We start from the raw sequence: 16,207 nt of genomic DNA, 5'->3' as shown, positions 1-16,207 counted from the left end.
CGAAAGTATATTTACTCGTTCTCTTTCAACTTAGCCAATTCTTGGGCAAGCAGTTTGAGGGCTACTTGTGGGTTGGCTTGGCCTTTGGTTGCTTTCATGAGGAATCCTGTGAAGGCCTTGTCGGCGTTGCGTTTTCCTGACTTGAAGTCGGCAACAGCAGCTTCGTTATCGGCAAAGACTTGGTGGATAATTGGAATCAAAACATCAGGATCTGAAATTTGAACTAAACCAGCTTTTTCAACGTATTCACGAGCGCCTCCACCATTTTTAGCAAGGTGGACAAAGACTTTTTTAGCAATTTTAGAAGAGATAGTGCCGTCTTCGATGATGGCGATCATTTCGACCAAGTTTTCTGGAGTCAACTCGATTTGTTCCAGTGTCTTGCCTTCAGCGTTCAAGAATTGAGCGACTTCACCTTGGAGCCAGTTAGAGACTTGTTTGGCATCACCACCGAGGGCAACAGCTTTCTCAAAGAAGTCAGAAGTGACTTTATTGGCAGTCAACTGGCTAGCATCGTAGTCTGATAATCCGAGTTGAGAGACATAGCGAGCACGGCGCTCTTTTGGAAACTCTGGTAATTCCGTACGCATTTCTTCAATCCACTCATCAGAGATTTCAAAGAGTGGTAGGTCTGGCTCTGGGAAGTAGCGGTAGTCTGCAGCACCTTCTTTAACACGCATGAGGATGGTTGCCTTGTTGGCTTCATCGTAACGACGTGTTTCTTGGCGGATTTGACCACCTGAGCGAAGGATTTCAGCCTGGCGTTGGACTTCGTATTCAAGCCCCTTACGAACGTTTGAGAAGGAATTGAGGTTTTTTAACTCAGTCTTGGTACCGAATTTCTCTTGACCATAAGGACGAAGCGAGATGTTGGCATCCACACGCATAGAACCTTCTTCCATTTTAACGTCAGAAATGCCAGCGTATTGGATAACTTCCTTGAGGGCTGTTAGATAAGCATAAGCTTCTTCTGGTGAACGCATATCTGCTTCAGATACAATTTCAATCAAAGGCACCCCTTGGCGGTTGAGGTCAACATAAGAGTAGCCGTCTGTACCGTGGGTGTTTTTACCAGCGTCTTCCTCTAGGTGGGCGCGTTCGATACCGATTTTCTTAGTTGTTCCGTCTTCTAGTTCCACTTCAATCCATCCATTGTAACCTATTGGTTCATCAAACTGAGAAATTTGATAGGCTTTAGGATTATCAGGGTAGAAGTAGTTCTTGCGGTCAAAGTGCATCTTCTTATGGATGTCCATGTTAAGAGCGAGTGCAGCCTTGATACCAGCATCGACAACACCTTTATTGAGAACTGGCAGTACGCCTGGGAAAGACCAGTCAATCACGTTAGTGTTGGCATTTTGGTCATTTCCAAAGTGGGCAGAAGTAGGTGAGAAGATTTTTGAATTGGTGTTGAGCTCTACGTGGACTTCAAGTCCAATGACTGTTTCAAAGTTCATTAGTTGTCACCTCCAAAAATCACGGGTTGTTGTTTGTGGTAGTCTGTTGTCGCTTCAAAAGCAGCAGCAGCTTGATAAATGGACTCTTCTGAGTACTTAGGACCGATCAATTGCAGACCGACAGGGAGACCTTGGACAAATCCTGCAGGAATGGAAATTCCTGGAAGTCCAGCCAAGTTGACAGGGATGGTCAAAAGGTCAGCCAAGTACATAGCTACTGGGTCGTGGTTTAGTGAATCCAAGTCAAAGGCCACACTTGGAGCTGTTGGACCAAGGATGAGGTCATAATCTGCAAATACTTTTTCGAAATCTTGGATAATAAGGGTACGAACTTGACCAGCTTTCTTGTAGTAGGCATCGTAGTAACCTGATGAAAGACTGAAAGTACCAAGCATGATCCGACGTTTTACTTCGTCACCGAAACCTTGGCTACGACTATTTACATAGATTTCATCAAGGTTTGTAGCATTTTCTGCACGGTAGCCATAACGGATACCGTCAAAGCGTTGCAAGTTTGATGAAGCTTCTGATGAAGCGATGATGTAGTAAACCGCTACACCGTATTTAGAGTGAGGAAGGCTCACTTCTTCAACGATAGCGCCGAGTTTTTCAAAGTGCTTAGCAGCCTTGAGGATAGATTCCTTTACCTCTGGGTCAATCCCTTCACCAAGGTATTCCTTAGGCAAAGCAATTCTCATGCCCTTGATGTCTTGACCGATTTTTGAAGTAAAGTCTGCTACACGAACAGGAGCAGAAGTAGAGTCTTTGGCATCTTCGCTGGCAATTGCATTGAGCAAGAGCGCATTTTCTTTAACGGTTGGTGCGAAAGGTCCAATCTGGTCTAATGAACTACCAAAGGCAATCAGACCGAAACGTGAAACTGTTCCGTAGGTTGGTTTGAGACCAACGATCCCGTTGAAGGCAGCCGGTTGGCGAATAGAACCACCAGTATCAGACCCAAGTGACAAGCGGACTTGTCCTGAAGCTACAGAAGCAGCAGATCCGCTAGATGAACCACCGGGAACCTTGCTGTGGTCCCAAGCATTTTTAGTTGTACCGTAGTAAGATGTTTCACCAGACCCACCCATGGCAAACTCGTCCATATTGGTTTTTCCGACAACAATCATACCCTTAGATTTTGCATTGGCAACAGCTGTTGCATCAAAGATAGGCTCGTAGTTGTAGAGCATTTTAGAGGCAGCGGTTGTGAGGATACCGTCAGTAGAGATATTATCCTTAACTGCCAGTGGAATTCCTGAAAGGACATTATCGGCGTCAATTCCAGCTTCATCAATAGCCTTAGCTTGAGCAAGAGCTTGGTCCTCAGCAATCGTAACGAAGGCATTGATAGCCTCTTCGCGTGATTTGATATCTTCAAGAGTTGCTTGTGTTAGTTCTGTTGCTGAAATTTCCTTAGAAACAAGGAGGTTGTGCAACTCTTCAATGGTTTTATGATTAAAAGTCATTAGGCATCTCCTCCGTCGTCTAGGATAGCTGGTACCTTGATATAGTAGTTTTCTTTTTCAGGTACATTTTTAAATAAGCGGTCACGGTTTGTTCCTTCTTCGGCCACATCAGGTCGGAGAACAGTTTTACGGTCAGCCATAGTTGTAGTAGGTGCGACACTAGTTGTGTCAACTTCACTTAACAATTCGACCATATCAACAATTTTTGAGAGTGTTGTCGCAAACTCAGCTGTTTCATTTTCAGTGAATTTTAATTTAGAAAGATTGGCAACGTGAGTTACCTCTTCTTGCGTAATTTTCATCGGATATCCTTTCGTGAAATGATGATTCTTTATCTGTTCTATTTTACCATATTTTCCTATAAATAAGGCAAGTCAAGCTAAAAAGAAACAGAAATTGAAAAATACTTTTTATTTCGATATAATGGTTAAAATTAGAAGAAAGAATAATAGTCGTTTTTAGTTGGTAAAAAGGATGTATCATTAACCCAACTAGAAGACGTTAAGGATGACACATGACGCTTTGGGAGTTACTTTTTACCAGTAAAAAGACAGTCCCTCCTCATTTGGGGACATGGTACTTTTTATTACCGACTTCTTTGGTAATCATAGCTGTTTTATCGATTCGTTTTGCATCATCTAAAGGTTACAGAAACTTTTGGTATTGGGGACAATTGATTCAGTTGCTCATTATCAACACTTGGTATATTGCTGCACGTCTGCCCCTATCTGAGGCTCTCCCTTTTTACCATAGTCGCATGGCTATGTGGATGATTCTTTTTGCCCCTAATAAGACCTTCTTCAAGCAATATTTTGCCTTGTTGGGAGTCTTTGGTTCCATCATGGCCTTGGTTTATCCAGTCTTTTATCCTTTTCCTTTCCCTCATGTTTCGTCTGTGAACAATGTTTTCGGGCACTGGGCCCTCTTGACTAACTGCTTGATTTATCTTGTTAGATATTATAAAGTTGAAAAAGGAGATACTTGGAAAATATGCTGGATGACTCTTGGAGTTAATGCCATTATCTTTTTAGCTAATCTTTTGACAGGAGGGAATTATGGCTTTCTGAGTAAGCCCCCTGTGATTGGGGATCATGGCGCCTTAGTTAATTATTTGATAGTAACTAGTTTGATGACAGGAGTTATCATACTCATCAATCAACTTGTTAAATACAAACATAAGAAAAGTTAATGTACAACTGAATTCGTTGCCTTAAGGAGATTTTATGCATCATTTTATCACAAGAACCCAAACCACACCGCCTCCCATTTCCATTTTTTGGTATGGAGTCATGATAGGCCTTCTTGCTTTGTCTATTTATGCTTCTCTTACTTACTACAAAAATCCCAAATTTGTTCGATTGTTTAAGTGGATTCAAATAGCGCAACTGCTAGCTCTTTATACTTGGTATATTGGTTTTAGCATTCCATTTTCAAATAGTCTGCCTCTTTACCATTGTCGTTTAGCTATGTTCGCGGTTGTCTTCCTACCAGACAGATGGAAAACCAAGCAGTATTTTGCCCTTATGGGAGCTAGTGGAGCAGTATTTGCCTTGGGCTACCCTGTTTTCGACCCCTATGATTTTCCACATATTACCAGCTTTTCTTTCTTGATTGGTCATTATGCCCTTTTGGTTAATTCCTTGGTTTATCTCATGAATCACTACGATAAGACCTTGCTGAAAAAGTATCGCATCATCGCTTACACTTTTGTTCTTAATCTTTTTCTAGTCGGAGTTAATCATGTAACGGGTGGGAATTACGGGCTTTTGAATACCACGCCTTTTATCCCAGATGCTCCTATTTGGATCAAGTATCTTTTGGTTTCAATCATTCTTTCTTCAGCCTTGGTGCTCTTTGATATCTTGTTTAAGAAACGCTGGCAAAAGAAAATGGCTTTAGAATCAGCTCTTTCGTAAAACCAATGTAAGTTAAAAAAATACAGATTCGATTGTAAAGCATAAATTGAGACATCCATTATTTAAAAGCAAGTCTAGTATATAGGCCTGCTTTTTCTGATATCAGCAATTGAAAAACTCCCTAAAATCCGATATAATGGAGTGTTGAAAGGAATTTAAGAGTCCAATGTAACAAAGAGTGATTATCTATTGAAATCATTGAAAATAAAAAGAAAAAAGAAAGAGAAGTTATGAGTATTCAAGAAGAAATTAAAAAACGCCGTACCTTTGCCATTATCTCCCACCCGGACGCGGGGAAAACGACGATTACAGAGCAGTTGCTCTACTTTGGGGGAGAAATTCGAGAAGCTGGTACCGTAAAAGGGAAGAAAACAGGAAACTTTGCTAAATCCGACTGGATGGATATCGAGAAACAACGTGGGATTTCGGTAACCTCATCTGTCATGCAGTTTGACTACGATGGAAAACGGGTCAATATCCTAGATACACCAGGGCACGAGGACTTCTCAGAAGATACTTACCGTACCTTGATGGCGGTAGACGCTGCCGTCATGGTTGTGGACTCAGCCAAGGGTATTGAGGCCCAGACCAAGAAATTGTTTGAGGTTGTCAAACACCGTGGTATTCCAGTCTTCACTTTTATGAATAAGCTGGACCGTGACGGTCGAGAGCCGCTGGACCTCTTGCAAGAATTGGAAGAAGTGTTGGGCATTGCAAGTTATCCAATGAACTGGCCAATCGGGATGGGGAAAGCCTTTGAAGGACTCTATGACCTTTATAACCAACGCTTGGAACTCTACAAAGGGGATGAACGCTTTGCCAGTCTAGAAGATGGAGACAAGCTCTTTGCTAGCAACCCATTCTACGAACAAGTGAAAGAGGATATCGAACTCTTGCAAGAAGCTGGAAATGAATTTTCAGAAGAAGCTATTTTAGCTGGTGGATTAACTCCAGTATTCTTCGGTTCAGCTCTTACTAACTTTGGGGTACAGACTTTCCTTGAGACTTTCCTCAAATTTGCTCCGGAGCCACATGGCCACAAGAAGACAGACGGTGAACTTGTCGATCCTTATGATAAGGATTTCTCAGGCTTTGTCTTTAAAATCCAAGCCAACATGGATCCTCGTCACCGTGACCGCATCGCCTTTGTCCGTATCGTCTCTGGTGAATTCGAGCGTGGTATGAGTGTTAATCTCCCTCGTACCGGTAAGGGAGCTAAACTCTCTAATGTTACTCAGTTTATGGCGGAAAGTCGAGAGAATGTCACTAATGCCGTAGCAGGAGATATCATCGGGGTTTACGATACTGGTACTTATCAGGTGGGAGATACTTTGACAGTTGGCAAAAACAAATTCGAATTTGAACCACTGCCAACCTTTACCCCTGAAATCTTCATGAAGGTATCTGCTAAGAACGTCATGAAGCAAAAATCCTTCCACAAGGGAATCGAGCAATTAGTACAAGAAGGAGCTATTCAGCTCTATACCAACTACCAAACAGGTGAATACATGCTAGGTGCCGTTGGTCAATTGCAGTTTGAAGTCTTCAAGCACCGGATGGAAAATGAGTACAATGCAGAAGTGGTTATGAGTCCAATGGGTAAAAAGACCGTTCGCTGGATCAAACCAGAAGACTTAGATGAGCGCATGTCTTCAAGTCGAAATATCTTGGCGAAGGATCGCTTTGACCAGCCTGTCTTCCTCTTTGAAAACGACTTTGCCCTCCGCTGGTTTGCGGACAAGTATCCAGACGTGGAGTTGGAAGAAAAAATGTAACTCAGTACCAACAATTGGAACTAAAGTTCCTAATTGTTGGACGCTAGTCGCTATTCGGCGAACTAGCTAACTGCCTTACTAGCTACGTTTGGCAAATAGAATCGATTTGCCAAACTCCGTGTCGTAGTGTAAAAATCGGTTTACCTAAACACATCGCTAGGAAAGGTCCACGAATGGTATAGATTCGTGGGCTTTTCTGTTGTAACAGTAAGAAAGCGGTCTTGCTAACGTAGTTTGGAAATACTCAAAGTTATCAAGTTTTTGATAGTAGATAAGCAAAAAAGACTAGGAAACGATTTAATTCCTAGTCTTTTTATTAGTAGTGGAACCTTCATTTATTGAATAACATCTAGACCAACAACCTTGATAAGAAATGTAAGGAGGATAAGCAATAGAATGCTGACTCCATTATTCACTAGATGCAGTAAGATAGACATCTCAAGGCGTTTGGTGCGATAAGCAGTCCAAGTTAGTACAGCAGACATCCAGCCATAGATTAAGAATGAAGGGAGATTATTTGGAATATGCGCTATAGTGAAAAGAAGCCAACCGAAAACATATCCAATTTTTTCGTATCCTTCGAAGAGCTTTTTAGGAATAATACCTCGACAGATAATTTCCTCACAAATAGGTGCCACGATTGCAACCACGAAAATGCTGGAAATTAGAGAACTTCCTGACATAATGCTATTAATAGCTTCTTGATTCGAAGTAGTTGTTTGCTTCAGAAGTTGCAACCAAATCGCACCAATCATATTTCCAGCGACAATGGCTACATAACTAAGGGCGATTCGAGGAGCATCATTGATAGTAAAGAGTTTCGATTTTAAATTTAATAACTTACTTTTGTGAGCACCGTATAAAAAGAGTGTAACAATAGCGGTAGAGACAAGCCCCACTATTAGAGATGACCAGATGGATCCAAGTTGAGTTCTTTGAAGTAACATTAAAGTCACGATAGGAACTTGTGATAGGGCCATTGCCACAAGAAAGATTCCTAGCCAAATCAATCGTTTACGATAATCTTTAAAAAAATTCATTCATATATCTCCTAAAAAATTTATTTCATTATAGCATACTTTGGATAGGAATTCTATTAATTACCAGAACATAAGCGTAGATAAAATAAGTAAGATGTTTCGAATTAAATGACTATAGAAAGATAAATCTTGTCTTAAGGTTTTAGGAAATAAAAAGTTTAGAAAGCTGACTCCCAAAAGGATATAAAAACTGACAGAAAATATGGTTAAAGGATTGTGCAGAAAAAATAAACTAAGAAAGATAAGGGTTGTTAGCCTGCCTGTCTTTTTATGAGTTGGTAATTTTCTCCATTTGTTTAACGGCAGAAAGGTAGCAATATCAAGTCCGAAAAGGAAAAAGAAAGAGATGAGTAACAAGTCAACGATTTCTTTTTGTAGTAGAGTGTCAGTGCTTATGCTTTCAAATAAAATAAAACATACTCCAGCAACGTTAATGATAACCATGCTGCTATACAATAAAAAGAAGGATCGACTACGATTGTGTAGCTGTCTATTCACGTGATCATGTCCTGAAAGATAGTGGATAAATGTACAGATACCTGCTAATAACATTAAGAGGAGTAAAAAGTAAAAGCAGGATTGTTTGAGTGTTAAAGCAATACCAGGCCAAACTAAGCAACTACAGCAGCCTAAGTAGACCAAGGAAATCAATAAAAGAAGTTGGATTGATTTGTTCATTTTTTCCATATAAAACCCCTACGTTTTTTTAAAATTATAACTAAAATGATTCATGAAAAATTATCTTTTTCCCAAGTGTTATTTTTTGACTCTCAACTGTCTTTTAAAAATCTTATCAACAGAAAAAAACATCCCTCATTTTTTGAAGGATGTGCTTTTTGATAATAACATTGCTAACGCTTAGACCAGGTTCGCTTCATAAAGAGTAATATGATTGGATAAATTTCAAGACGTCCTGCAATCATTGCAAAGGATAGGAGGAGTTTTGAAAATGGACTAAAAATTGAGAAACTTGCAGTTGTTCCGAGAATTGGGCCGATATTGTTAAAGCAACTGAAAACGGCACTCGTAACAATCATTAAATTGTCAGCATCTAAACTGATAATGAAAATTAAGCTGAGTAGAATCATGACGTAAACTACAAAGTACTTGAGAATCTTGTGTTGGGTGTCCTTATCAATTACCGTTTGGTTAACATGGAGAGTTAAAACACGGTGGGGGGAAATGGTGGACAAAAACTGATTTTTAGCAATTTTAGCTAGAATGACTCCACGCATAACTTTGAGACCACCAGCAGTAGAACCGGCAGAACCACCAATGGCCATCAGCATCAGTAAGATATATTGAGAAAATAAAGGCCAATTGGTTATGTTTCCGTAACCGAAACCAGTTGTCGTAATGATATTAGAAACATGGAAGAAGGCCATCTCAAAGCTTTGCGAAACCCCACTATATAGGTGAAGTGTGTTAAGAGTAATGAGGCCAGTTGAAATGATTACAATCAAGAGATAAGCCCGAAGTTCCTCATCGAAAAAGAATTCTTTAAAACGACGAATCATGAGGTAGTAGTAGAGGTTGAAATTGATACCAAACATCAAAACCCCAATACTCGTTAGATAGGTAATGAGAGAACTGTGATAGTGGGCGATGCCATCATTATAAACAGTGAAGCCACCAGTCCCAGCAGTTCCCATAGCGATAACAAAACTATCGTAGAGTGGCATACCAGCGAGGTAATAGATCACTACAAAAAGGGCAAACATTGCCAGATACAGGATGTAGAGGATTTGGGCTGTATTTTTTAGCTTAGACACTACCTTACCAAATACTGGTCCAGGAACCTCAGCCTTCATAACCTCAAGGTGACTATTTTTTGCATTGTCCATAATAGCTAGGGCAAAAACTAGCACCCCCATCCCTCCAATGAGGTGGGTAAAGCTCCGCCAAAATAGAAGCGAACGACTTAGTACAGAAACGTCATTTAAGATAGTTGCTCCCGTAGTAGTGAAGCCGGAACTAGTTTCGAAGAAGGCATCTATAAAATTGGGGATTTGACCTGAAAAGACAAAGGGAAGGGAACCAAAGAAAGACCAGAGGATCCAACATAGAGCTACAATTAAGACTCCTTCTTTGGCATAGATACGTTGTTTTTTAGGTTTACGGATGATTCCAAGTAGACCTAGGACAACAAGAATCCCGATGGTAGAGAAAAGAGCTGTAAAAACTTGACTAGATTCTCGATAGTAAAGAGCGATACCAACTGGAACTAATAGCAGTCCGGCTTCAATCAAGAGTAGTTTTGCAAGAAGAAAGCGTACCATACTTCTATTCATAGCTTACCTCTCTAACAAGTCATAAATCTTGGTGATATTTGAAAGCAAAGTGATAACCACTAACTTATCACCGACCTGGAGTATATCTTCTCCCGTTGGGAAGATCGTTTTTCCATTGCGGATAATAGCCGCAATCAAGACATCTTTTTTGAGCTTCAATTGAGATAAAGGCTTGCCAGTCATTTTATTGGCTTCCTTGATTAGGAATTGAAGAGTTTCTACCTGTCCGTTTGCAAGGTGGTGCATAGCTTGAAGGTCAGAATATTGCGCATTTACACGACCATGGATAAAGTGCATGATGGTATCAACAGCGATTGTTTTAGGGGTGATGATACTTGAGAAATCTGTTGCGTGGATTATTTCTAACAAGCTAGTGCGGTTTACTTTGGTGATGTTTTTCTGAACACCTACGCTATCCAAGAACATAGAGGTAATAATATTCTCTTCATCAACGCCTGTAAGAGTTGCAACGGCATCGTAGTTTTGGGCACTTTCTTCTAAAAGCGTATCCTTAGTTGTTCCATCTCCTTGTACGATGTAGAGTTTAGGGAATTTCTCACTGAAAAAGGCAGCTCTTTCAGGATTGACCTCAATAACCTTGGTATCGATACGACTGTCTTTTAACATACCTAAGAGATAGTAAGCAATTTTCCCAGCTCCTATGATGAGTAAACTCTTAACAACTCTGGACTTAATATAGTTGTGGAAGAGCATCATATCGACACGACTTCCTGTCACAAAGATACGGTCTTTATCTTCTAAAATCATATCTCCACTAGGGATCATCAGTTTATGGTCGCGTTCGATAGCACAGACAATAACATTACCAAACTTTTTACGAAAATCTGCAATAGACATCTGACAAATATTGCTATTATTTCGAACTTTAAATTCCATCAAACTGACCAATCCGCCTGCAAAACGCTCAACAGAAAGAGCATTGGGGAAGTCTATAATATTAGCGATAGCACGAGCTGCTAGGAGTTCTGGGTTTACAATGACTGAAAATCCAAGAATATTTTTTTCTTTAAAGTAAGGGTTGGAATATTCAGGATTACGGACACGAACAATGGTTTCTTTTGCTCCCATTTTTTTAGCGAGAACAGCCGAAACCATGTTGACCTCGTCGTATTGAGTCATGGCAATGAAAATATCACAATCTTGAACATTGGCTGCTTCTAACATAGCAAAGTCAGCTCCGTTACCTGCGATTCCCATAATATCAAAACGGCTAGTCAAGTATTTTAGAACAGTTTCGTTCTGTTCAATTAAGACAACATCATGGTTGTCAGCAACAAGTGAACGACAGAGGGCAGAACCTACTTTTCCCCCTCCGACAAGAATAATCTTCATAGTTAGTAAACCTACTTTTTCAATATGTCTTTATCATACCTTTTTTTAGAAAAAAATGCACTCAACAACCGACTGTTTCTTTCTTTAATAAAGGGATTCGGTGGATTTGAAGGAATATTTTGCTTTATACAAAATCTATTTATGAAAAAATTTGTTCCGAAAATTCTCAATCTAGGTAAATTCAAGGATATAGCTGCCTTAAAGTTAAATTTTTAACTTTTGTAAATATGCTTGTAAAAAAAATGAAAAAAATCAAGTCATTTCTATTGACAATCAGGCTGAAAGTGATATACTAAAACAGTAGTTTCGCTGATTTACTTCAAACCTGTTGTGAGGTAAGTTAACGATGCCTTAACCACGCTGTTTGCTGAGCTTGACTCCGGGCAGTGTGGCTATTTTTTTGCACCAGTGAGAGGAAGCAAGGCATGACAAATCACATTGTACTATTTGAACCCCAGATACCACAAAATACAGGTAATATTGCTCGTACCTGTGCAGCGACGAATGCACCCCTTCATATTATTAGACCTATGGGATTCCCAATTGATGATCGTAAAATGAAGCGAGCTGGGCTCGACTATTGGGACAAGCTTGAGATTTATTTCTATGATAGTTTAGATGAATTCATGGAAAAAATGAATGGTCAACTTTACCTGATTTCCAAATTTGCAGAAAAGGTCTACTCAGATGCAGACTTTACGGCAGAAGGGAGTCACTATTTTCTCTTTGGACGCGAAGATAAGGGCTTGCCTGAAGATTTTATGCGTGAACATCCAGAAAAAGCTCTCAGAATTCCTATGAATGATGAACATGTTCGTAGCCTAAATGTATCTAATACAGTATGTATGATTGTCTACGAGGCTCTCCGTCATCAAAACTTTGCAGGTCTTGAATTGGTTCACACCTATGAAACAGATAAGTTGAAATAAAATAGTTATAAGATATCAAAAGCTTGCGCTTGCATGCTTTTTTTGTTATCATAAAAGGGTCTTCAGGGCAGGGTGTGATTCCCGACCGGCGGTAAATTTGACTAGCTATTTTAGCTTTCTCTTCGTTGTCTTGTCTCGATATACTTTAAGTATTATCTTCGACTGAGACATCTAGATAAATCTAAAATATCTTAGCCAAATAAGTCCGCGAGCGCAAGCTGATGTGGTGAGATTCCACAACCGACAGTATAGTCTGGATGGGAGAAGACGAAAGGATAGCTTTGTCTATTCTGCTTCAACATACAATAGAAACAAAACCGGTTTTGTTAGAAATCTAGGTTATTTTTTGAGATAGTTAAGAGAGTAGATAGAGAGAAACTTTCCAACTTCTTCTGATTTTATAGAAAATTGGAGGAACCTGTTATGACAAACACACGTCGACTTTCGACCATTGCAATTTTATCAGCACTTTCATTTGTGTTGATGTACTTTGACTTTCCGCTCTTGCCTGCGGCGTCCTTTTTGAGGATTGAATTCAGTATCTTACCTGTCCTTGTGGGCTTGGTGGTCTTGGATTTACCAGCAGCTTTAGGAGTGCTATTCCTTCGGTCCTTGCTGAAAATCCTTCTGAACAACCAAGGAGTTAGTACCTACATTGGTTTGCCGATGAATATCGTAGCCTTAGGAGTCTTTGTTCTTGCTTTTGGTCTGATTTGGAAAAAAGAGCGTACAACCATGCGTTTTGTCCTAGCTTCATTAGCCGGAACGATTGGTCTTACTATAGCGATGCTCGTTCTAAACTACGTTTATGCTGTACCTTTGTATGCAAAATTTGCTAACTTCGATATTGAGAATATTTTAGGACTTAGTAATTACTTGTTGACAATGGTCTTGCCATTTAATTTGATTGAAGGTCTTATTTTTGCCATCTCATTCTGGTTATTATTTGTCCTTCTAAAACCAACTTTGAAACGCTATGAAAAATAAACAAACATTTTTAACAAAGGGCTCTTTTGCCCTTTTACTATTTGTCATTCTGGGTTATGTCGTTAAGTTTTATCCGGAACAATTGATACCATTTGATTCGTCTATCCAGACAGCAATCCGTGGAGATTTACCAGCTATATTGACAACTATCTTTCGAGGGATTACTCGTCTGATTGACTTACCAATCGTTATTTCTTGGGCAATTCTATTGACTGCTATTTTTTATCTGAAAAAGTGGAAGTCAGAAAGCCTTTTAGTAGCTGGCAATCTTAGTTTGGCTGGAATTTTAATTGTGTCCTTAAAACACATCTATCAACGTCCCCGACCTGAAATTTTACACTTGGTCGAAGAAAAAGGATTTTCTTTCCCTAGTGGTCACTCGCTAGCAGTAACCCTCCTAATCGGTTCTCTAATTATCATTGTGGGACAGAGAGTGAAAGATAGGACTGTAAAGCTCATTCTCCAGTTTTTACTGGGAATTTATCTAGTAAGTGTAATCATTTCCAGAGTCTATCTGGGAGTTCATTACCCATCAGATGTTCTTGCCAGTCTCTGTCTGGGTCTTGGAATTCTATTCATTGAATTTCCATTTTATGACAAACTTCGCTTTCAATGGCGCTTTACAGGCAAACAAAAGTAGGGTTTAGCCCTTCTTGAGGAGATAAAAATGGAAGTCAAGATAAAAGATCTTCATCCGACTCAACTATACTTATCAGAAAAGAAGTTGCAAGATATCCAGATGCTTTATCAGTCGGCTGAAATCATCAATATGGATCCAATTAGTATTCTTGCATTTGGAGATCGCTTGCTGATTACAGATGGGCATCACAGAGCTTACCAAGCTTTGTTAGCAGGTCAAAATACGATTTCTGCTGAGTGGGATAAAGATGGTGGTGATGAACTATATCATCTCTATGCGCAAGCTTGCGAGGAAAGAAAGATTTATTCTATTCTGGATTTAAAAAATCGTATCTTAACCCAAGATGAGTATGAAGCAAAATGGTATAACTGGTGTGATGGTTTTAATCAGGCGGCGAAGCAGTTGTTAGGAGTAAAAAAAGATGCCAAAGATTATTCAGATAGATGATTCCCTACGTCTAGTTCCCTATTTTTTAGCAGATCATCGTGATGCAGCTTTATCCTAGTATCAAGATGTGGATTTGGTGGAACTGGTAGATGGTATTAGAATTCCCTATAGTTTGGAAAAATTAAATGCCATGTATTCCTATTTAGAGGAACACGGGGATTTGTTCTGGATTGAGTTTCGAGAAAAGGGAGAGTGGCTTCCAATTGGTGATGTAGCCTTATCTCAGGAGAATCTTCCTATTGTGATTGGCAATCCAGCTTATCAGCATCAAGGTATTGGACGCAAGGTTTTAAGGGCTTTAATTGATCTAGCCCAGCAAAAGGGGTGGAAACAGTTGAAAGTTCAGGAAATCTACACTTTTAATCAGATTTCTAGAAGATGTTTTGAGTCCCTTGGATTCGTGGAAAGTGGAAGTACTGAAAAAGGGAAAAGCCTGCTCTTAAAACTGGATTCCTACTAAACTTTATTATTTCTTATAATCGCTCAAAACAGAGCGGTTTTTTGTTTGTAGTTCAGAACTCTTTCACGAAAGAAATAATAGCCAAATTCAGTAATAAAATTTCTCTAAAAATAGGATTTTTCTCTTGCATTTGAGATAGATTAGTGTATAATAGTAGGGTATGTGTAAAACATACTTGTGGGAGGTAAAAATCTCTAAATTACCGCCAAAACCACAAAGGAGGATTTAAAAATGGCTAAAAAAGTCGAAAAACTTGTAAAATTGCAAATCCCTGCTGGTAAAGCTACACCAGCTCCACCGGTTGGACCTGCTCTTGGTCAAGCTGGTATCAACATCATGGGATTCACAAAAGAGTTCAACGCTCGTACAGCTGATCAAGCTGGTATGATCATTCCAGTTGTTATCTCAGTATACGAAGATAAATCATTTACTTTCGTTACTAAAACACCACCAGCTGCTGTTCTTTTGAAAAAAGCTGCAGGTGTTGAAAAAGGATCAGGTACACCTAACAAAACTAAAGTTGCTACAGTTACTCGTGCACAAGTACAAGAAATTGCAGAAACTAAGATGCCAGATTTGAACGCTGCAAACATTGAGTCTGCAATGCGTATGATCGAAGGTACTGCTCGTTCTATGGGATTCACTGTTGTTGACTAATCAATAACTTCCCTATATAACCCGCAAGACTTCATCATTTCGAGAAGTGACGTGGGAGATGAAAATCGATTGAACCACTTACAAGGAGAATAGAAAATGGCTAAAAAAAGCAAACAACTTCGTGCTGCTCTTGAGAAAATCGACAGCACAAAAGCATACAGCGTAGAAGAAGCTGTAGCTCTTGCAAAAGAAACTAACTTTGCAAAATTTGACGCAACTGTAGAAGTTGCATACAACTTGAACATCGACGTGAAAAAAGCTGATCAACAAATCCGTGGAGCAATGGTATTGCCAAACGGTACTGGTAAAACATCTCGCGTTCTTGTATTTGCACGTGGTGCAAAAGCTGAAGAAGCTAAAGCAGCTGGTGCAGACTTCGTTGGGGAAGACGACCTTGTTGCTAAAATCAACGACGGTTGGTTGGACTTCGACGTAGTTATCGCTACACCTGACATGATGGCTCTTGTTGGACGTCTTGGACGTGTCCTTGGACCACGTAACTTGATGCCAAACCCTAAAACTGGTACTGTAACAATGGATGTTGCTAAAGCAGTTGAAGAGTCTAAAGGTGGTAAAATCACTTACCGTGCTGACCGTGCAGGTATCGTACAAGCTATCATCGGTAAAGTTTCATTTGAAGCTGACAAGTTAGTTGAAAACTTCAAAGCATTCAACGAAACAATCCAAAAATCTAAACCAGCTACAGCAAAAGGAACTTACGTAACAAGCTTGACAATCACAACTACTCAAGGTGTTGGTATCAAGGTTGACGTTAACTCACTTTAATCA

General features: G+C 39.7%; 15 protein-coding genes, 1 pseudogene and 1 riboswitch. Of the genes and pseudogenes, 10 read left to right on the top strand and 6 right to left on the bottom strand.

Annotated features, from left to right (window positions below; genetic code table 11):
* Nucleotides 1-11: 11 nt before the first annotated feature.
* The 3 genes from gatB to gatC are packed head-to-tail and all read right to left on the bottom strand — an operon-like array spanning nucleotide 12 to nucleotide 3,225.
* Entirely contained in the window at nucleotides 12-1,457 is a 1,446-nt protein-coding gene (gene gatB / locus ACVAMZ_RS07445) for an Asp-tRNA(Asn)/Glu-tRNA(Gln) amidotransferase subunit GatB (protein ID WP_461684500.1), read from the bottom strand.
* Nucleotides 1,457-2,923: an Asp-tRNA(Asn)/Glu-tRNA(Gln) amidotransferase subunit GatA gene (gene gatA / locus ACVAMZ_RS07440; RefSeq protein ID WP_461684499.1), complete on the bottom strand. Its 1,467-nt coding sequence runs from the start codon at nucleotides 2,921-2,923 to the stop codon at nucleotides 1,457-1,459. Before gatA ends, gatB begins: the two co-directional genes overlap by 1 nt.
* Nucleotides 2,923-3,225: an Asp-tRNA(Asn)/Glu-tRNA(Gln) amidotransferase subunit GatC gene (gene gatC / locus ACVAMZ_RS07435; RefSeq protein ID WP_461684498.1), complete on the bottom strand. Its 303-nt coding sequence runs from the start codon at nucleotides 3,223-3,225 to the stop codon at nucleotides 2,923-2,925. Before gatC ends, gatA begins: the two co-directional genes overlap by 1 nt.
* 212 nt (nucleotides 3,226-3,437) lie before the next feature.
* Here gatC and ACVAMZ_RS07430 point away from each other — a divergent pair, with 212 nt between their 5' ends.
* The 3 genes from ACVAMZ_RS07430 (at nucleotide 3,438) to ACVAMZ_RS07420 (ending at nucleotide 6,614) form a co-directional block, all read left to right on the top strand.
* Complete coding sequence (locus ACVAMZ_RS07430) at nucleotides 3,438-4,112, top strand: YwaF family protein (protein ID WP_461684497.1); 675 nt, start codon at nucleotides 3,438-3,440, stop codon at nucleotides 4,110-4,112.
* Nucleotides 4,113-4,146: 34 nt separating this feature from the next.
* Complete coding sequence (locus tag ACVAMZ_RS07425) at nucleotides 4,147-4,839, top strand: YwaF family protein (RefSeq protein ID WP_458625310.1); 693 nt, start codon at nucleotides 4,147-4,149, stop codon at nucleotides 4,837-4,839.
* A 230-nt stretch (nucleotides 4,840-5,069) separates the two neighbouring features.
* Nucleotides 5,070-6,614: a peptide chain release factor 3 gene (locus ACVAMZ_RS07420; RefSeq protein WP_254726500.1), complete on the top strand. Its 1,545-nt coding sequence runs from the start codon at nucleotides 5,070-5,072 to the stop codon at nucleotides 6,612-6,614.
* 335 nt (nucleotides 6,615-6,949) lie between these two features.
* Here ACVAMZ_RS07420 and ACVAMZ_RS07415 read toward each other — a convergent pair whose 3' ends face one another.
* The 3 genes from ACVAMZ_RS07415 to trkA form a co-directional block, all read right to left on the bottom strand.
* Nucleotides 6,950-7,654 (bottom strand): lysostaphin resistance A-like protein, encoded by a 705-nt coding sequence (locus tag ACVAMZ_RS07415; RefSeq protein ID WP_461684496.1) that lies wholly within the window; start codon nucleotides 7,652-7,654, stop codon nucleotides 6,950-6,952.
* A gap of 851 nt (nucleotides 7,655-8,505) precedes the next feature.
* On the bottom strand, nucleotides 8,506-9,945 hold the full coding sequence (locus ACVAMZ_RS07410; protein WP_461684495.1) for a TrkH family potassium uptake protein: 1,440 nt from the start codon (nucleotides 9,943-9,945) through the stop codon (nucleotides 8,506-8,508).
* 3 nt (nucleotides 9,946-9,948) lie between these two features.
* Entirely contained in the window at nucleotides 9,949-11,298 is a 1,350-nt protein-coding gene (gene trkA, locus ACVAMZ_RS07405; protein ID WP_461684494.1) for a Trk system potassium transporter TrkA, read from the bottom strand.
* Nucleotides 11,299-11,723: 425 nt separating this feature from the next.
* On the opposite strand from trkA, the gene ACVAMZ_RS07400 reads away from it, so the two are divergent.
* From ACVAMZ_RS07400 to rplA, 7 genes and pseudogenes are all read left to right on the top strand, one after another.
* Nucleotides 11,724-12,227, top strand: coding sequence for a tRNA (cytidine(34)-2'-O)-methyltransferase (locus ACVAMZ_RS07400; protein WP_461684493.1), 504 nt, complete (start codon nucleotides 11,724-11,726; stop codon nucleotides 12,225-12,227).
* 54 nt (nucleotides 12,228-12,281) lie between these two features.
* Nucleotides 12,282-12,500, top strand: a riboswitch (FMN riboswitch).
* A 150-nt stretch (nucleotides 12,501-12,650) separates the two neighbouring features.
* Nucleotides 12,651-13,214 carry an ECF transporter S component gene (locus ACVAMZ_RS07395; RefSeq protein ID WP_214262338.1) on the top strand — a complete coding sequence of 188 codons (564 nt, stop codon included), beginning with the start codon at nucleotides 12,651-12,653 and terminating at the stop codon, nucleotides 13,212-13,214.
* Nucleotides 13,204-13,854 (top strand): phosphatase PAP2 family protein, encoded by a 651-nt coding sequence (locus ACVAMZ_RS07390; RefSeq protein ID WP_461684492.1) that lies wholly within the window; start codon nucleotides 13,204-13,206, stop codon nucleotides 13,852-13,854. Before ACVAMZ_RS07395 ends, ACVAMZ_RS07390 begins: the two co-directional genes overlap by 11 nt.
* A gap of 27 nt (nucleotides 13,855-13,881) precedes the next feature.
* Nucleotides 13,882-14,301, top strand: coding sequence for a ParB N-terminal domain-containing protein (locus ACVAMZ_RS07385; protein WP_461684491.1), 420 nt, complete (start codon nucleotides 13,882-13,884; stop codon nucleotides 14,299-14,301).
* A pseudogene (locus ACVAMZ_RS07380) lies at nucleotides 14,276-14,761 on the top strand (GNAT family N-acetyltransferase). The gene ACVAMZ_RS07385 and the pseudogene ACVAMZ_RS07380 overlap by 26 nt, the downstream one beginning before the upstream one ends.
* A 231-nt stretch (nucleotides 14,762-14,992) precedes the next feature.
* Complete coding sequence (gene rplK, locus ACVAMZ_RS07375; protein ID WP_001085808.1) at nucleotides 14,993-15,418, top strand: 50S ribosomal protein L11; 426 nt, start codon at nucleotides 14,993-14,995, stop codon at nucleotides 15,416-15,418.
* Nucleotides 15,419-15,514: 96 nt separating this feature from the next.
* The gene (gene rplA, locus ACVAMZ_RS07370) at nucleotides 15,515-16,204 is read left to right on the top strand and encodes a 50S ribosomal protein L1 (protein ID WP_178895389.1); all 690 of its coding nucleotides are present in this window, start codon (nucleotides 15,515-15,517) and stop codon (nucleotides 16,202-16,204) included.
* Nucleotides 16,205-16,207 lie beyond the last annotated feature (3 nt).

It is taken from the genome of Streptococcus sp. KHUD_017 (assembly GCF_054861245.1).
This window is presented reverse-complemented; position numbering and strand designations above follow the sequence as displayed.

What these genes read in the sequence shown, in the direction of transcription:
- gatB (WP_461684500.1), bottom strand. Translation starts at nt 1,457, where the DNA reads ATGAACTTTGAAACAGTCATTGGACTTGAAGTCCACGTAGAGCTCAAC.
- gatA (WP_461684499.1), bottom strand. Translation starts at nt 2,923, where the DNA reads ATGACTTTTAATCATAAAACCATTGAAGAGTTGCACAACCTCCTTGTT.
- gatC (WP_461684498.1), bottom strand. Translation starts at nt 3,225, where the DNA reads ATGAAAATTACGCAAGAAGAGGTAACTCACGTTGCCAATCTTTCTAAA.
- ACVAMZ_RS07430 (WP_461684497.1), top strand. Translation starts at nt 3,438, where the DNA reads ATGACGCTTTGGGAGTTACTTTTTACCAGTAAAAAGACAGTCCCTCCT.
- ACVAMZ_RS07425 (WP_458625310.1), top strand. Translation starts at nt 4,147, where the DNA reads ATGCATCATTTTATCACAAGAACCCAAACCACACCGCCTCCCATTTCC.
- ACVAMZ_RS07420 (WP_254726500.1), top strand. Translation starts at nt 5,070, where the DNA reads ATGAGTATTCAAGAAGAAATTAAAAAACGCCGTACCTTTGCCATTATC.
- ACVAMZ_RS07415 (WP_461684496.1), bottom strand. Translation starts at nt 7,654, where the DNA reads ATGAATTTTTTTAAAGATTATCGTAAACGATTGATTTGGCTAGGAATC.
- ACVAMZ_RS07410 (WP_461684495.1), bottom strand. Translation starts at nt 9,945, where the DNA reads ATGAATAGAAGTATGGTACGCTTTCTTCTTGCAAAACTACTCTTGATT.
- trkA (WP_461684494.1), bottom strand. Translation starts at nt 11,298, where the DNA reads ATGAAGATTATTCTTGTCGGAGGGGGAAAAGTAGGTTCTGCCCTCTGT.
- ACVAMZ_RS07400 (WP_461684493.1), top strand. Translation starts at nt 11,724, where the DNA reads ATGACAAATCACATTGTACTATTTGAACCCCAGATACCACAAAATACA.
- ACVAMZ_RS07395 (WP_214262338.1), top strand. Translation starts at nt 12,651, where the DNA reads ATGACAAACACACGTCGACTTTCGACCATTGCAATTTTATCAGCACTT.
- ACVAMZ_RS07390 (WP_461684492.1), top strand. Translation starts at nt 13,204, where the DNA reads ATGAAAAATAAACAAACATTTTTAACAAAGGGCTCTTTTGCCCTTTTA.
- ACVAMZ_RS07385 (WP_461684491.1), top strand. Translation starts at nt 13,882, where the DNA reads ATGGAAGTCAAGATAAAAGATCTTCATCCGACTCAACTATACTTATCA.
- rplK (WP_001085808.1), top strand. Translation starts at nt 14,993, where the DNA reads ATGGCTAAAAAAGTCGAAAAACTTGTAAAATTGCAAATCCCTGCTGGT.
- rplA (WP_178895389.1), top strand. Translation starts at nt 15,515, where the DNA reads ATGGCTAAAAAAAGCAAACAACTTCGTGCTGCTCTTGAGAAAATCGAC.